The sequence below is a fragment of the Pseudomonas sp. R3-56 genome (assembly GCF_051132075.1).
In the GTDB taxonomy this organism is placed as follows: Bacteria; Pseudomonadota; Gammaproteobacteria; order Pseudomonadales; family Pseudomonadaceae; genus Aquipseudomonas.
The window spans coordinates 838,199-852,988 of sequence record NZ_CP071657.1 but is presented as its reverse complement, the minus strand read 5'-3'; the positions used below and the strand labels follow the sequence as shown (position 1 = coordinate 852,988).

The 14,790-nt window shown below is 62.6% G+C and carries 5 protein-coding genes; 4 read left to right on the top strand and 1 reads right to left on the bottom strand.

Going from position 1 to position 14,790, the window contains the following annotated elements; all coding sequences use genetic code 11:
• Positions 1-15 precede the first annotated feature (15 nt).
• On the top strand, positions 16-909 hold the full coding sequence (locus J3P96_RS03950; RefSeq protein WP_434655470.1) for a cation diffusion facilitator family transporter: 894 nt from the start codon (positions 16-18) through the stop codon (positions 907-909).
• Between the two features lie 122 nt (positions 910-1,031).
• On the opposite strand, the gene J3P96_RS03945 is transcribed toward J3P96_RS03950, so the two are convergent.
• The gene (locus J3P96_RS03945; protein ID WP_434655467.1) at positions 1,032-2,012 is read right to left on the bottom strand and encodes a DUF6515 family protein; all 981 of its coding nucleotides are present in this window, start codon (positions 2,010-2,012) and stop codon (positions 1,032-1,034) included.
• Positions 2,013-2,356: 344 nt separating this feature from the next.
• Between J3P96_RS03945 and J3P96_RS03940 the strand changes: the two genes are divergently transcribed.
• Genes J3P96_RS03940 through J3P96_RS03930 form a run of 3 tightly spaced genes read left to right on the top strand, consistent with a single transcriptional unit; the run spans position 2,357 to position 14,525 of the window.
• The gene (locus J3P96_RS03940) at positions 2,357-4,048 is read left to right on the top strand and encodes a ShlB/FhaC/HecB family hemolysin secretion/activation protein (protein ID WP_434655464.1); all 1,692 of its coding nucleotides are present in this window, start codon (positions 2,357-2,359) and stop codon (positions 4,046-4,048) included.
• A 35-nt stretch (positions 4,049-4,083) separates the two neighbouring features.
• Positions 4,084-13,725, top strand: coding sequence for a hemagglutinin repeat-containing protein (locus J3P96_RS03935; RefSeq protein ID WP_434655462.1), 9,642 nt, complete (start codon positions 4,084-4,086; stop codon positions 13,723-13,725).
• On the top strand, positions 13,722-14,525 hold the full coding sequence (locus tag J3P96_RS03930) for a hypothetical protein (protein ID WP_434655459.1): 804 nt from the start codon (positions 13,722-13,724) through the stop codon (positions 14,523-14,525). Before J3P96_RS03935 ends, J3P96_RS03930 begins: the two co-directional genes overlap by 4 nt.
• Positions 14,526-14,790: the final 265 nt, after the last annotated feature.

The following is a 14,790-nucleotide window of genomic DNA, read 5'->3' as shown; positions in this document are numbered from 1 at the left end:
AAGGAAGACCGCGCCATGACCACCAGCGCCGAACATGCTCGCCTGCTACGCCTGGCCACCCGCGCTTCGGTGGCCGTGGCGTGCATTCTGATCATTGCCAAGGCGGCGGCCTGGTGGCTCAGCGGCTCGGTGAGCATGCTCGCCGGCCTGACCGACTCGGCGCTGGACGGCGTCACCTCGTTGCTCAATCTGCTGGCGGTGCATTACGCCCTGCGACCGGCTGATGACGATCATCGCTACGGGCACGGCAAGGCTGAATCGCTGGCGGGCATGGCCCAGGCACTCTTTATTGGCGGCAGCGCGGTGCTGATCGCATTGCAGGCATACGAACGACTCAAGCAGCCGCTGCCGGTCGAGGCGCCCTGGCTCAGCGTCGGCGTGATCGTGTTTTCCCTGGCACTGACCCTGGCGCTGCTGGCGTTGCAGCATCGGGTCGTGCGCGCCACCGGCTCCAACGCCGTGCGCGCCGACTCGCTGCACTACCGCTCGGACCTGTTGCTCAACGGCAGCATCCTGGTGGCTCTGGTCCTGGCCGGGTTCGGCTGGTACCAGCTCGACGCCTGGTTCGGCCTGGGCATCGCCGCGTACATCCTCTGGAGCGCAGTGCAGATTGCCCGGGAAAGTTTCGCCGTGCTGATGGATGAAGAACTGCCGCCGGACGTCAGCCAGCACATGCTCGAACTGGCCTGCGCGGTGCCCGGCGTGGTCGGCGCCCATGACCTGCGCACACGAATCTCCGGCAACCACTGGTTCGTGCAGTTGCACCTGGAATTGCCGGGCGAGCTGACCCTGTCAGTGGCCCACGGCATCAGCGACCAGGCCGCCGATGCGATCCATCGCGCTTATCCGAAAGCCGAGGTGCTGGTGCATGCCGATCCGTCAGAAGTGGTGAAGCGCGCCAACGCTTGATGCCGTCACCGTGGCGAGGGAGCTTGCTCCCATTGGACTGCGCAGCAGGCCCCAAAATCTTGCGGCCGCTGCGCAACCGAGCGGGAGCAAGCTCCCTCGCCACAAATGCCGCTCGCACAATCTCAGTACGTCACCTGATACCCACGACTGCTCAAGCAATCGCCCTGGGCCCGGCGGTAGGTTTGCACCACTTCCGGCGCCGGTGGGTAGGTATAGGTGCGCGGGTCGAAACCACTCTGCTGCACCGCCCAGCGATAGCAATCGTAGCCGTCCTGGTTGACCTGCTCGGGCGACTGGCCGTTGGCCGGATAAGCCACCACGTCGAAGCTGTTGCCCTGGGGCTGCGGCTGCGGATTGGCGACCGGCGCCTCGACCACGACGTAGTCCCGGGTGTTGGCTTCATAAATGTAATAGGCACCGGCGGCGAGGAAAAACAGCGAGCTGCCGATCCAGACCTCACGGGCATAATCGGGCAGATAGCGGGTACGAATGCCTCGAGGCGGCTGCACCACGACATAACGCGGCCCTTGCGGACGATACCAGTAGCCACCCGAGTAGAAATAATCCTGGCCGCGATAAGGCACGCGGTAATTCCGGTCCGGGAAACGATCGATCACATACCCTGGCCGATATTGCGGCCCCTGCCCCCAACCGTTGCCATGGCCGTCCGGCCGACCGGGCCAGTGCTGATCGGGCCGATTGTCGTGGCCTGGACGCGGCCCGCCGTTCGGATAGCCGTCGTTGCGCCGTGGAATGTCGCGGTAGTAGCCCGGTCGCGGCTCCTGGGTCTGGGTCACGCTGTCGGGCCGGCCCTGGATCGGCAGATTGTTGCCCGGTTGCTGTTGCGGCGGGCGGTTGTGTACGCTGGGGTCCTGCGGTGGACGCTCGTAGTGTTGCCCACCTGGAGATTGCGGCTGGACCTCGAACTGTCGGCTGTTATCGCCACGAATGATCTCGTTGCTTTGCGGCCGGGGCTGGCCTGAATAACCCGGGCCATTACCGTTTGGGCCGCCACGGTTCTGCTGATCATCCGCCATTCCCTGCGCACTGACACTTGCCCACAACAGACCAACACCTGCCAAACGCCAGATGCGCGACTTCATGAAATTCCTCACAGCGGTTCGGGGCCTGAAAATAAGACTGGAAAAAGCCCAGGCCGGTTCGGCGACAGGTTATCAGGCGCGGGGCTTGATTCGCAGGACGACAGCAAAATTTCATGGCGCTTGCCTCGGTTATGAGAGCACAACCGCACAGCAATCAAGGCCTTATGCCATCATTCGAGAGAGATAAAATGGCAACTACCGTTCGTCGGCTTTATCCAAGGCTTTTTTATTACAAGAAGTTTTAGGATTTAAGATGCCCACCGTTTAAACCGGGCCGCATGGACTTTTGCGCCTGAAACGACCGCTGGCATCCGCCGCAATTAGCCGTTCAAGGGAATGAAGGCATGACCCGCTTTAGTCTTTCGCACCTTTTCGCTGCTGGTGCAATTTTTTCCTCCCTCGCCAACGCCGCGCCCCTGCAAAGTCCTGGGGATCGCGATCTGATTCGTGACCGCCAGCAGCAATTGCTGCAGGAACAACAAAAACGCCTCGACGAGCTTCAGCAACTGCCAGGCAAGACCTTGCCGGCACCTGAGCCTGCCAGCCCCGACGACAGCCGCTGCTTCGATATCAAGACCATCGAGCTTGAAGGCGCGAACCACCTAGATGCAGGCATGCGCGATCAACTGCTCAAGCCATATCGGAACCAATGCCTGTCGCTCGGGCAGATCAATACCCTGCTCAAGGCTGTGACCCACCACTATCTGGAGCGCGGGTTCGTTACCACGCGCGCCTACTTGCCGCAGCAGGATCTCTCGGGCGGCGTACTGAAGATCGTTGTGGTCGAGGGGCAGCTCGAAGGTTTCGACAGCTCCGCCATCGTCAGTCCCCGCGAGTTGGCGATGACCTTTCCCGGCCAGATCGGCGCGCCGCTGAACCTGCGGGAACTGGAACAACTGGTGGATCAACTGGGCCGCCTGCCGTCCCGCCAGGCCCAGCTGGAACTGACCCCGGGCGACCAAGTCGGCGGCAGTCGCATCAGCCTCAAGGGTGAACGTGAAAAACCCTGGCAGGTCTCGGCTACTCGCAACAACGACGGCGACCGCAGCACCGGCCAGCAGCAGATGGGCCTGGGCCTGGACTGGGACAGCCCGCTGGGCCTGGCCGACCAACTGAGCCTGCGCGCCAACCAGGACGCGGTCAGCGATCACTGGCGCCATTCCGACAATCAGAGTCTCTACTACAGCGTGCCCTACGGCTGGTGGACCTTCAATTACGCCTACAGCCAGAGCTTCTACCGCGCCAGCGGCAACGCCCAGGGCTACGTATTCGGGTATGACGGCACCAGCAAGAATCACGCAGTACGCGCCGAGCGCGTATTGCACCGCGACAACGTCAGCAAGACCGGCATCAGCTTCGGCCTCAGCCAGCTGCGCACGCGCAACTACGTCGACGACAACTTCATCGACGCCTCCAGCGTGACCATCACCGAGACCCAGTTGAGCTTCAACCATGGCCGGCGCATCGGGACCGCGTTCATCAACCTGGACGCCGGATGGCAACAGGGGATCGGCGCGCTGGATGCCCAGCGTGACAGCGCTCACGACGAACCGCAGTCACGCTATAACAAATACAGCCTGACCCTGAGCTACTTGCAGCCCTTCCGTCTGTGGGGCGAAAGCTTCAGCTTCGATAGCCTCGCAACCGGCCAACGCAGCGAAGATCCCGTCTACAGCCCGCAACGAATCAGCCTCGGCGGTGTCAGTTCGGTACGTGGCCTGCAAGATCAGACCCTGACCGGCGACAGCGGCGGTTACTGGCGCAACCAGTTACGCTGGCGCCGGCCCGTGACTTGGCAACCTTTGCAGCCGGTATTACAGGAATACGGCGTGGCGTTTGCCTACGACGTCGGCGTGATCGAGGGCACCTCCTCGAATCCCGATGAACGTGGCCGCGTCACCGGCAATGCCCTGGAATTCAATGCCAGGGGCAAGCACCTGGCCACTTCCGTGAGCTTCGCCCGCTCGTTGGAACGCCCCGGGATTATCGAGAAACGCGAACGCCCGGTGTATTTCCGCGTCGATCTGTTTTTCTGATATCCGATTCGCACTTGTCAATGGAAGACTCACACATGGACGTCCGTACCCCGCTGTCTCAATGCATCGCCCTGTCCCTGGCCTCGATTGTGCTGCTCAACCCTTTGGTCGTCGCAGCGGCAGGTCTCACCGTCGACGCGGCAGCGGGCGGCAAGACCAGTATTGGCGCGGCGGGCAACGGCGTACCGGTGATCAATATCAACGGTGCCAATGGCAACGGGTTGTCCCATAACAAGTTCACCGACTACAACGTCGGCCAGAATGGCGTCATCCTCAACAACGCCACCGGCAAGACCCAGCGCACGCAACTGGGCGGCATCATTCTGGGCAACGACAACCTCAAGGGCCAGGCCGCACAGGTCATCCTCAACGAAGTCACCAGCGGTAATCGCAGCCACATGGCCGGCTACACCGAAGTCGCCGGGCAAGCGGCGCGCGTCATTGTCGCCAACCCCAACGGCATCACCTGCAGCGGCTGTGGCTTCATCAACACCCCGCGCGCAACCCTGACCACCGGCAAACCCGTCCTGGACGGCGAGCGCCTGGACCGGTTCCAGGTCGACGGCGGCGACATCAGCATCGAAGGCGCCGGCCTGGATGCCAGCGAAGTCGACCAATTCGACCTGATTACTCGCAGCGCCAAGCTCAACGCCAATATCCATGCGAAGAACCTCAACGTGGTGACCGGCCGCAATGACGTCAACGCCGAGAACCTGAGCGCCACCGCTCGCGCCGACGATGGCAGCGAAAAACCGCAACTGGCCATCGACAGCTCGGCGCTGGGCGGCATGTATGCCGGGGCGATACGTCTGGTGGGCACGGAGAAAGGCGTAGGGGTGCGCCTGGCCGGCGACATGGCAGCCAGCGCTGGCGACATCCAGATCGACGCCAACGGCAAGGTCAGCCTGAACAATGCCAGCGCCAACCAGGCGATCGCCGTGAACGGGCAGAGCGTGGATGTTCAGGGCAAGGTTTATGCCGGCACCCAGGTCGATATCAAGACCCCGGGCAACGTGACAATCAGCCAGAGTATCGCTGCCCGGGACAAGGTTGCCATTACCAGCGCCGGCAAGGTCGCCAACGGCGGCATTATCGAAGCCGGGGTCAATCCGGACAACACGCGCAACCCGACCGGCGACGTCGCCCTCACCGCGCGGCAATTGAGCAACACCGGTACTGTAACTGCCAGTCGTGGCCTCCAGGTACAGGCCACCGAGCTCGTTGACAACCAGAACGGGATTCTCCAGGGCGCCATCGTCGGCCTGACCAGCGATCGCCTGGTTAACCAGGGCGCGGCAGCGCGGGTGCTGGGCATGAATTCGCTGTCCCTGGTGACGCCTGCCATCGTCAACCTGGGCGGCCTGATTCGCTTCGGTGACGGCCAGTCCGCCGCCCTCAACCTCGACAGCCTGAATAACACCGACGGCCGTATCGAATTGGCCGGCGCAAACCTTGAACTGAACGCCAGGCAACTGAACAACCTGCGCGGCTCGGTAATTGCCGACCAACTGAAAGTGACCGCTGATCGCCTGGACAACCAGGCCGGCCTGATTGCCGCCAGCGTCGGCCAGGCAACCATCAAAGTCGCCGGCCAGCTCGACAATACCGGCGGCACGCTACAAGCGCAGGGCCTGCTGGAAATCGGCGCCACCCAGGTGCTCAACCAGGGGGGCAAGATGGTCGCCGATCATTTGCAGCTGACCGCGGATCGCCTGGACAACAGCGCCAATGGCTTGCTCAGCGCCGAGCTGGGCAATACCGACCTGACGATCGGTCAAGAATTGCTCAATAACGGTGGCCGGATCCAGGCAAGCGCTGCTATGAACGTGGACGCAGCAAGCGTCGACAACATCGGCGGCACCCTGGTGGGCAAAAAAATGACCCTGGTCAGCCACGGCGCCCTGAACAACCAGCAAGGCAAGATCGGCGCCGAAGACCTGGTCATCAACGCGCAGGATCTGGACAATGCTGAAGGCCTGCTGCAAGGCACGAACATCGCGACGCTGACTGCCCGCGACCTGGACAACTTCAAGGGAACCATCAACGGCGGCGAACTCACCACCCACCTGCGCAACCTCACACGCAACACCCAGGGCGTGCTCAGCGCAGAGACCGGCAAGCTGACCATGGTCGTGACCCAGCAACTGGCCAACAGCGCTGGTCACCTGCAATCCAGGGGCGGCGATCTCGACATCACCTCTGCCGGGCTGGACAACCGGCAAGGTGTGATCACCGGCAAACAGTTGCTGATGACCCAAACCGGCCTGCTGGACAACCGTGGCGGCCGCATCGTCGCTGACCAACTGACGCTCAACGCCGGACGCATCGATAACCGCGCCGAGGGTTTGTTATTGGCCGGTGCCGGCGGCGCATTGCTGACGCTGCGCGACCAAGGCGCAACGCCCGGGCAACTCCTGAACAATCAAGGTCGCGTACAAAGCGACGGTCATTTGCAGGTCAACGGCAGCGATATCGACAACCATGGCGGCGTGTTGCTCGGCCAAAGCGTAGGCGTTACCGCCACTCGCCTGGACAACAGCGCGAAGGGTGCGGTGACTGCCACCGACGGATCGATCGGCCTGGCAGTCTCAGGCGTGCTGGACAATGCCCAGGGCTTGATCGATGGCGGCGAGTCATCGGTGTTGGTGACCCAGGCCAGCCGAGTGGATAACCAGGGCGGCACGTTGTCTGGTAAGCGCCTGGATGTTCAAGGCACGGTTGTGGATAACCGCAAGGGCCAGTTGTTGTCTGGCACTGACGGCCTGAAAGTGACCGCCACCACGCTGGACAACAGCGAAGGCCTGGTGCTGGCGCAGGCGGGTCATGTGGACCTGCAACTTGCCCAGGGTTCCCTGGATAACCAGGGCGGCGCAGTGCAGGGCAACAGCATCGAGGTAGTAGCCGCCACGGCGAACAACAGCGCACTGGCCGGCAAGGCCGGGCTCATCAACGCCCAGGCGGGAAATCTGAAATTGCTGGTCGACCAGTTGACCAACCAGGCCGGCCGCCTTTATGCCCAGGGCCTGCTCGACAGCCAGGGCTCTACCCTGGATAACCGGGCGGGTGGCGAGATCAGCGCGAAAAACCTGACCCTCAGTGCCTCGAACATCTACAACCAGAACGGCCTGATCGAGTCGGGCGGCAACCTGCTATTGACCGGCGGCAACCTGGAAAACGCCACCGGCCGTATCCGCGCCATTGGCGGCGACCTGAGCCAGATCCTGCTGAGCGGCGCCCTGAACAACCAGGGCGGTTCCATCGGGATCACCAGTCAGGCCCTCAACCTCAAGGCCGGCGCGCTGAATAACCAGGCCGGCAGTGTCGAGCACGCCGGGACGGGACTGCTCAAGGTCGACCTGACCAGCCTCACCGGCAACCAAGGCAGCCTCATCGGTCTTGGCAGCGGTGACCTGGACATAACCTCGGTCGATGGCACCGGGCGCCTGCAACTCAACGGCGCACTGGACGTAGCCGTGAATGGCGATCTCAAGCTGCTGGCCGGCGACCGCATCGCCAGTGCCAGCGGCCTGGCACTGAGCGCCGCCACACTGACCAGCAGCGGTGAAATACTCAGCGACGGCGACCTGGGCCTGACGCTCACCGGAGACTTGAATAACGCCGGCCTGCTGTCGGCAGCCAAGGCCGTCAGCATCTCGGCCGGCAACCTGGTCCAGGCTAACGGCCGCATCGCCAGTGGTGGCGATACCACGCTTGAGCTGCGCGGCCGGCTCGACAACCTGGGGCGCCTGATTGCCAACCAGAACCTCAAGGTCCAGGCGGCCCAGGTCAGCAACCGCGGCACCCTCGGCGCAATGGGCCAGCTCGACATCTTCGCCGGCGGCGGCATCAGCACCTCGGCCAATACCCTGATCTACAGCGGCACCGACATGAACCTGCGCGGCGCCACGCTGAGCAACACTTACGGCGACATCTACAGCAAGGGCAACCTGAGCTTCGCCGGCCTCGACGGCGGTCAGGCGCAAAGCCTGAGCAACCGCTCGGCGAACATCGAAAGCGAAGGCGACATGAACCTCAATGTCGCCAGCCTGGAAAATACCAAGGACGAGTTCGAACTCGGCGAATCGCTGGTCAGTCGCCGCATCGACATCAACTGCACCGATTGCTCCGGCGACCACCACACCGCGACATTCATCGTCAATAGCACCTACCTTGGCAAAATCATCAAGGACTCTCCTGGCGCACGGCTGATTGCCGGGCGTGACCTGTTGATCAACGCCGGCACCGTGGAGAACAAACAAAGCCTGATAGCCGCCAACCGCGACGCCTTCGTCAACGCCACGAACTTCTACAACCGTGGCGCCACCCTCGACCAACGCGTGGAAAGCACCACTTACTTCCTGCACGGCGTCGAGCAAGGCGATTTCCGCTGGGCGGAATCCAATGCCCATGCCTGGAACGCCGCCAATGCCGGTAGCGCTCCGGACCAGCAGCAACCGATTCCCGCGGCGATTACCCAGTACCCGCTCATCGGCCAGAGCAGCGTCGTGCACACCGGCACGCAGACCGCAAACGCCTCGACCCTGCAGTCCGGACGCCAGTTGAACCTCAACGTCTCCGGCAATATTGAAAACGGCACCCTGACCCAACAGGCCACCGCCCAACTGACCGGCCAGACCCTGAGCAACACGGTTGGCCTGCTCGGCGGCCAGACCATCACGGTCAACGCCTTGGGCAGTGGCGGCAGCACCCAGGTAGCGGCCGATGTCCGCCGTGTCGAGCGTGTCACCGCCGATGGCAGCACCCAGGTCAGCTTCGTGCCCGTGGACTTCGCGGGCGTTCCTTTCGTTGCGGTCGACCCTACGGCGCTTGCCACTTACCGCTTGCCGGAAGGTGACTATGGTCTGTTCGTACGCAGCCAGAATCCAAACAGCCATTATCTGATCGAGACCAACCCGAACCTGACCAACCTGTCGCGATTCATGAGTTCCGACTACATGTTCGGCCTGCTGGGCTACAACGACGACCGCAGCTGGCGTCGCCTGGGCGATGGCCTGTACGAGACCCGCCTGATTCGCGAAGCGGTGCTGGCCCAGACCGGTCAACGCTTCCTCGCGGGCAGCCTGACCAGCGACTACGACCAGTACCAATACCTGATGGACAATGCCGTCGCTTCCAAGGATCAGTTGCAGTTGAGCGTTGGCGTCGCCCTGACCTCCCAGCAAGTAGCCGCGTTGACTCATGACATCGTCTGGATGGAAACCCGCCGGGTGGAAGGCCAGGATGTATTGGTGCCGGTGCTCTACCTGGCCCAGGCCGAATCGCGCAATCTGCGTGGCGGCAGCCTGGTACAAGCCCGGGATATCAACCTGTTGGCCGGCAACGACCTGACCAGCGTCGGTACCCTGCGAGCCAGCAACGACCTGACGGTCGAAGCCGGGAACAACCTTTATCAAGGCGGCCTGGCGCAAGCTGGCGAGCGCGTCAGCCTGATGGCCCAGAACAGTATTCGCAACGCCCTGGGCGGCGAAGTACGCGGCAATCAGGTCGACCTTAGCGCAATCAAAGGCGACATCGTCAACGAACGTGCGGCCATGGAGGTGCTCTACGGTTCGGGCTCGCGGACCAACCTCGACCAAGGCAGCCTGATCAGCGCCCGTCAGCAATTGAACGTCAACGCCGGACGTGACCTGACCAACAAGGGGCAGATTCACAGCGACGGCAACGCCAGCCTCAACGCCGGCCGCGATGTGGAAATGCTCGCGGTGACGGATCACACCTTTACCCAGAGCGCGATCCGTCGTGGCCTGGTCACCAACGACACAGTGAAAAACCTCGGCTCCAGCGTCACCACCGGTGGCGACCTGGCCGTCACCGCCGGGCGCGACATGGCTATTGTCGCAAGCCAGCTCAAGGCGGGTAATGACGTGGCGCTCAAGGCCGGCAATGACATGGCGATCATCTCGGCGCTGGACGAACAGTCCTCGACGTTCTACCAGAAGAAAAAGGGCTCCTGGGGCAAAAGCAAAACCACCCAAAGCGCTGATTCGGCAACCACTAACGTAGCGTCTCGCATCGAAGCCGGACACGACCTGACCGTCAACATCACCCAGGACAAAGACGGGCGTATCGGCCTCACCGGTGGCCAGGACGTGACCGTGATCGGCAGCCAGCTCAAGGCCGGAAATGATCTGCTGGTGGGCGGTGCCGGCAGTGTCAACCTGATGTCGGCGCAAGAGCAGACCGACAGCAGTTACAGCGTGAAGAAAAAAGGCAGCTTCGGCCTGAGCAAAAGCGGCAACAGCCGCAGCTCCAGCAGCATCACTCAGGTGGGCAGCGAGTTGAGCGCTGGCAATGACGCCGTGGTGGTCGCGGGCAGCAACGTCAACCTGTCCGCCAGCCGAGTCGATGCCAAACGCGACGCCGAATTGCGTGCCGGGATGGTCGACAAGAACGGCGACGTCAACCTGATGGACGCGGCCAACGAGTCAACCAGCCACAGCGAGAAGTACAAGAGCAAAATCGGCTTCAGCACCTCCGGTAACTTCATCTCCATCGCCTCGGCAAAAAAGGCCGGCCAGGAAAACCTGCAGAGCCAAAGTGTCGGTAGCCAGGTCACGGGGGGGCGCGACGTCACCGTACAGGGCAACCGTGATGTGAACATGATCGGCAGCACCGCCGAGGCCGGGCGCAATCTGCAAGTCGGTGCCGGACGCGACGTCAACGTGTTGGCCGGTAGCAACAGCCAGGACCAGAGCAACTGGAAGTCCACCAAGCAGGCCGGTCTGTCACTGGAAAGCGACCGCAACGGCTTCACCGCGTTTGCCGGGCGCGAAGCGACCAAGGTCAAATCCCGCGATGCCCAGCAGACCGCCGCCGGCAGCCAACTGGTGGCCGGCCAGGACATGAGCGTCCAGGCCGGGCGCGACCTGACCCTCGAAGGCGCGGGCGTGGACGCCGGGCGCGATATCAACCTGCAGGCCACGCGCGACATCAACGTCGACGCCGCCGATGAAACCTTCATCCAGGAACGGAGCAAGACGCGCGATCGCAACGGCCTGACCGTCAATATCAGCCACAACTACGGCAATACCAAGGATGCCATCAGCGGCACAGGTAAAGGCGAAGACAACGTCAGCAAGGCCTCCAGCGTGCTCAGCACCGTGGACGCCATCAACTCGTTCACCTCCGGCCCCACCAGCGCAACCCACTTCGGCTCGGCCAGCCAGGGCACCCGCTCGCGCTCGGAAATCCGCGACAACGTCCCTTCGACCCTGAGCGCCGGCCGCGACATCAATGCGGTCGCCGGTAACGATATCAATGTCCGTGGCAGTCAGTTCGAAGCCGGGCGCGACATCACCCTGGTGGGCAAGAACGTCAACCTGGATGTTGCCCGTGGCGAGATCAACGAAGAGAGCCAGACCACCCGCAGCCAGGGCGGCATCAACGGCCAGAGCGGTGGCGGCAGTGCCCGCGCCGGGATCGGCGGCAGCAATGGCGTAGCCAGCGAAGAGATGACCCAGGGCACCAACAACCCGAGCGTGCTGCTTTCCGGGCGTGACACCAATATCGAGGCCAGCGAGAACCTGAACATGGTCGGTACCCAGGTGATCGCCGGCCACGACATCGACCTGCGTGCCGGCAAGGACCTGAACATCCGCGCCGCGCAGAACGACTCCAACAGTCAATCCACCCGCCGCAGCGGTGGCGGCGAGGTCGGCCTCGCCCTGGGTGGCAAGGACTTCATCGCGGTCTACGCCAGCGTCGACATGGGCAAGGGCAAGCTCGAGCGCGAGACCGAGAAACAGCAGACTGCCTACCTCTATGCAGGGAACCAGTTGCGCTTCAACAGCGGCAACGACACCACCATCGCCGGCGCCAACCTGCGTGCCAACGAAGTGGTTGGCCGCGTGGGCAGGGACCTGCTCGTGTCGTCGGTGCCGGACACCGGCAAAGTCAGCGGCAAGCAATTTGATGCCAGTGTCACCGTCAGCATCGGCCTGGCCGGTGGCGGTGGGGTGAGCGGCTCGGTGGGCGTGGGCAAGACCACCGGCAAGACCAACTGGGTCGAGCAGCAAACCAGCATCACCGGTAAAAACGGCGTGGATATCCGCACCGAGAAACACACCCAGATCGACGGCGCGCTGATCGCCGCCGACAACGGCAAACTCAAGCTCGACACCAACACCCTGGGCTTTCGCAACATCAACGGCGAAGACAAGGAGCATAGCTACTACGTCAACGTCGGCGGTGCCTTTGGTTGGGGCGCGGACGCGGGTAACGGCGCCAAGGCCACCGGTGGCAAGGACGTGGCGTTCACTGGCGACAAGAGCCTGAGCGGTGCGCCCAAGGAAGGCTTCAATGGCTGGAGCGTGAGCGGCTACGACTACCGCAAGGAGCGCGAGCAGGATGTGCGCGCCACCGTCGGCGCGGGCAACATTATCGTGCGCAACGACGCAGCGACCGGACAAGTTTCCACCGCCGGCCTCAACCGTGACCTGACCAAGGCCTACGACATCACCCGGGACAAGGAAAAACGCACCGAGCTTTACGTGAGCGAGTCGTCGCTCAATTCGGTAGCCAACCCGTCGCAGACCCTGGATCGGTGGAAAAAGGGACTGCAGGACTATGGCAAGAACAGCTCTGATCTGTTCAAGAACTACGGCAACCTGACCAAGGCCACCGAACAGGCGCTGGTTGAAAATCCGGGCCTGGCACCGTTGGCCTGGATCCCGGGCGTGATGCAAAGCGCCATGGACAAAACCTCGTACGGGACTCTGGGCCTGATGCCAGGCGTAATCAGCCATGGTGGCGTAGCCACGCAGTTGCCTGTGCTGCTCAGCGGAGACATGAGCTTCTACCGCACCGAGCTGGTCTACCAGAAAGATGCCAACGGCAATGTCGCCATGGACCCGGAAACCGGCAAGCCACTGCTGGACCTGACGAAGACCAAATTCGACATGATCCTGCGCCCCGATGCGCCGGGAGCGGTTGCCACCAACGGCATCCAGAATGCGTTCGAGGCGGCATTGGTCAACGGCGGCATGCAAACCGGCCGCGACAACTACATGCAGGCCTACAACCCGGAACATGGCTTCCTCGGCGACCTGTTGGAGTCAGCGTGGGACGTGAACCTGGGCGGCATCAAGCGCTCCGGGAACGCCCAGCAGTTACATGAGTTCTACCAGTCAGGCATCGACCGGGGCTTCAAGTTGGACCTGGTCGGCCACAGTCAGGGGGCGTTGCTCACCTACCGTGCCCTCGATGGCCTGGATTTCAGCAAGAACCCCGGCAGCATCCAGCTCTCAGGGGCACCGGTGTACGCGCAAAAGTTCTTTACCGCCGCGGAGAAAGCCGGCTTCAACACCACTGACAACGCGGTGTTCCAGGTCAACCGGCCAGACAAGCAAGTGTTCTTCGGCATGCTGCCCATGACCGACTCGGTGTCCGATCTGCTGGGACGCAACGCAATGAATTCCAACGATCCGATCAGTCGTTTCCTCGGGGCGGTATTCACCCTTCCGGGCCTCATGGGTAAGGAAAGCCCACACTCCAACTACCTGTGCCAGGTTCAGTCGATGTGCGGAAACGGCGCCAGCCAGTTGCAGCAAGACTTCAAGAACGGCACCACCACCAATCCGGACGGAACCAAGAGCAAGACTTACATCGTGCCGACCTTTATCGACAAGAACGGCAACGCCTTCGGCGCTTCACTTTGAAGTCAAGGCGACTTGCCCTGCTGTTGCTGCCCATGACCTTGTGGGGTTGCGGGCAGACACCGTTGGTGTACGAAGACGATCGGCGCTTGAGCCGTATGTTGTGTGAAGTGGGAGAACAGCGGGTGACGCTCAGTCCGCGCTTCTCTTATGACCTGCCCGGGCCGCTGCGACACACGGCCTGCGGCACGCTGAAAAGCGGCTTCACCTACGACAAACGCCGCGATATACAGTCGGCAGGCGCCTCCGGCAGCTTTCGCGCAGGCGAGCTTGAAGTCCTGGCGTCATCACTGTTCCTGATCGTAGAGGGCCGGCTCGATGGCGACGTAGAGGACCTCTATTCTCCCGAGCAATTTCTGCAGAACAAACGAGCACTGATGGATCTGGATTTAAACGAGCCTCGCCCACAAGAGATCGACTGGGTCGCTCGCCAAGGGATGCGATGCCTGCGCTTTCACAACGTATGGCACAGCCCGACGGGTACCTGGGAAGAGGTCGTCAAGTACTGGTGCTGGGAAAACCAGAGCGGCCTGCAGCAGCCTTTCCATGTACGCGCCGGTCAGCGCTTAACCGAAGGCACCCGGGGCTACGATCTGGACGAGGCGTTCATCCAGCCTTTCTTCCAGAGCCTGAAGATGAATCGACTGTCCGAGGCTCAAATGGCCGAAGCCAACGCGCGCATCCAGGCCGCCTGCGCCCATCTCAAATCCCGCTACGACCAGCAGCTGAATTGGGGCGCCGATTACCCGGACAAACGCCTGACCCACCAGCGCCTGCATGCTTGCGGTTATGCGCAGCCCTAGGCGGGCGCAGAAAAGCCGCCCATAAAAAAGGGAGGCCCGTCGGCCTCCCCTCGAGAATCTAGTCCGTGCGCGACGCTTGTGGCGTCGGCTCACCTCACGCCGTCTTCTGGACAGTGTGCAGCTCGGGGGTCTGCCAGTACCGATGGGTACTGCGACCGCAGCCGGCCTGATTGGGCGGGCTGCACTGGACTGTTTGTCCGAGCAGTGATCTTGGTGGTAAGCATAGGCCCGAGGCGTCGGCAGATAATTGCTAAGATTGCTTGAA

Bases quoted from the DNA above. Each gene is read 5' to 3' on its own strand.
- J3P96_RS03950 (WP_434655470.1), top strand. From the start codon at position 16: ATGACCACCAGCGCCGAACATGCTCGCCTGCTACGCCTGGCCACCCGC.
- J3P96_RS03945 (WP_434655467.1), bottom strand. From the start codon at position 2,012: ATGAAGTCGCGCATCTGGCGTTTGGCAGGTGTTGGTCTGTTGTGGGCA.
- J3P96_RS03940 (WP_434655464.1), top strand. From the start codon at position 2,357: ATGACCCGCTTTAGTCTTTCGCACCTTTTCGCTGCTGGTGCAATTTTT.
- J3P96_RS03935 (WP_434655462.1), top strand. From the start codon at position 4,084: ATGGACGTCCGTACCCCGCTGTCTCAATGCATCGCCCTGTCCCTGGCC.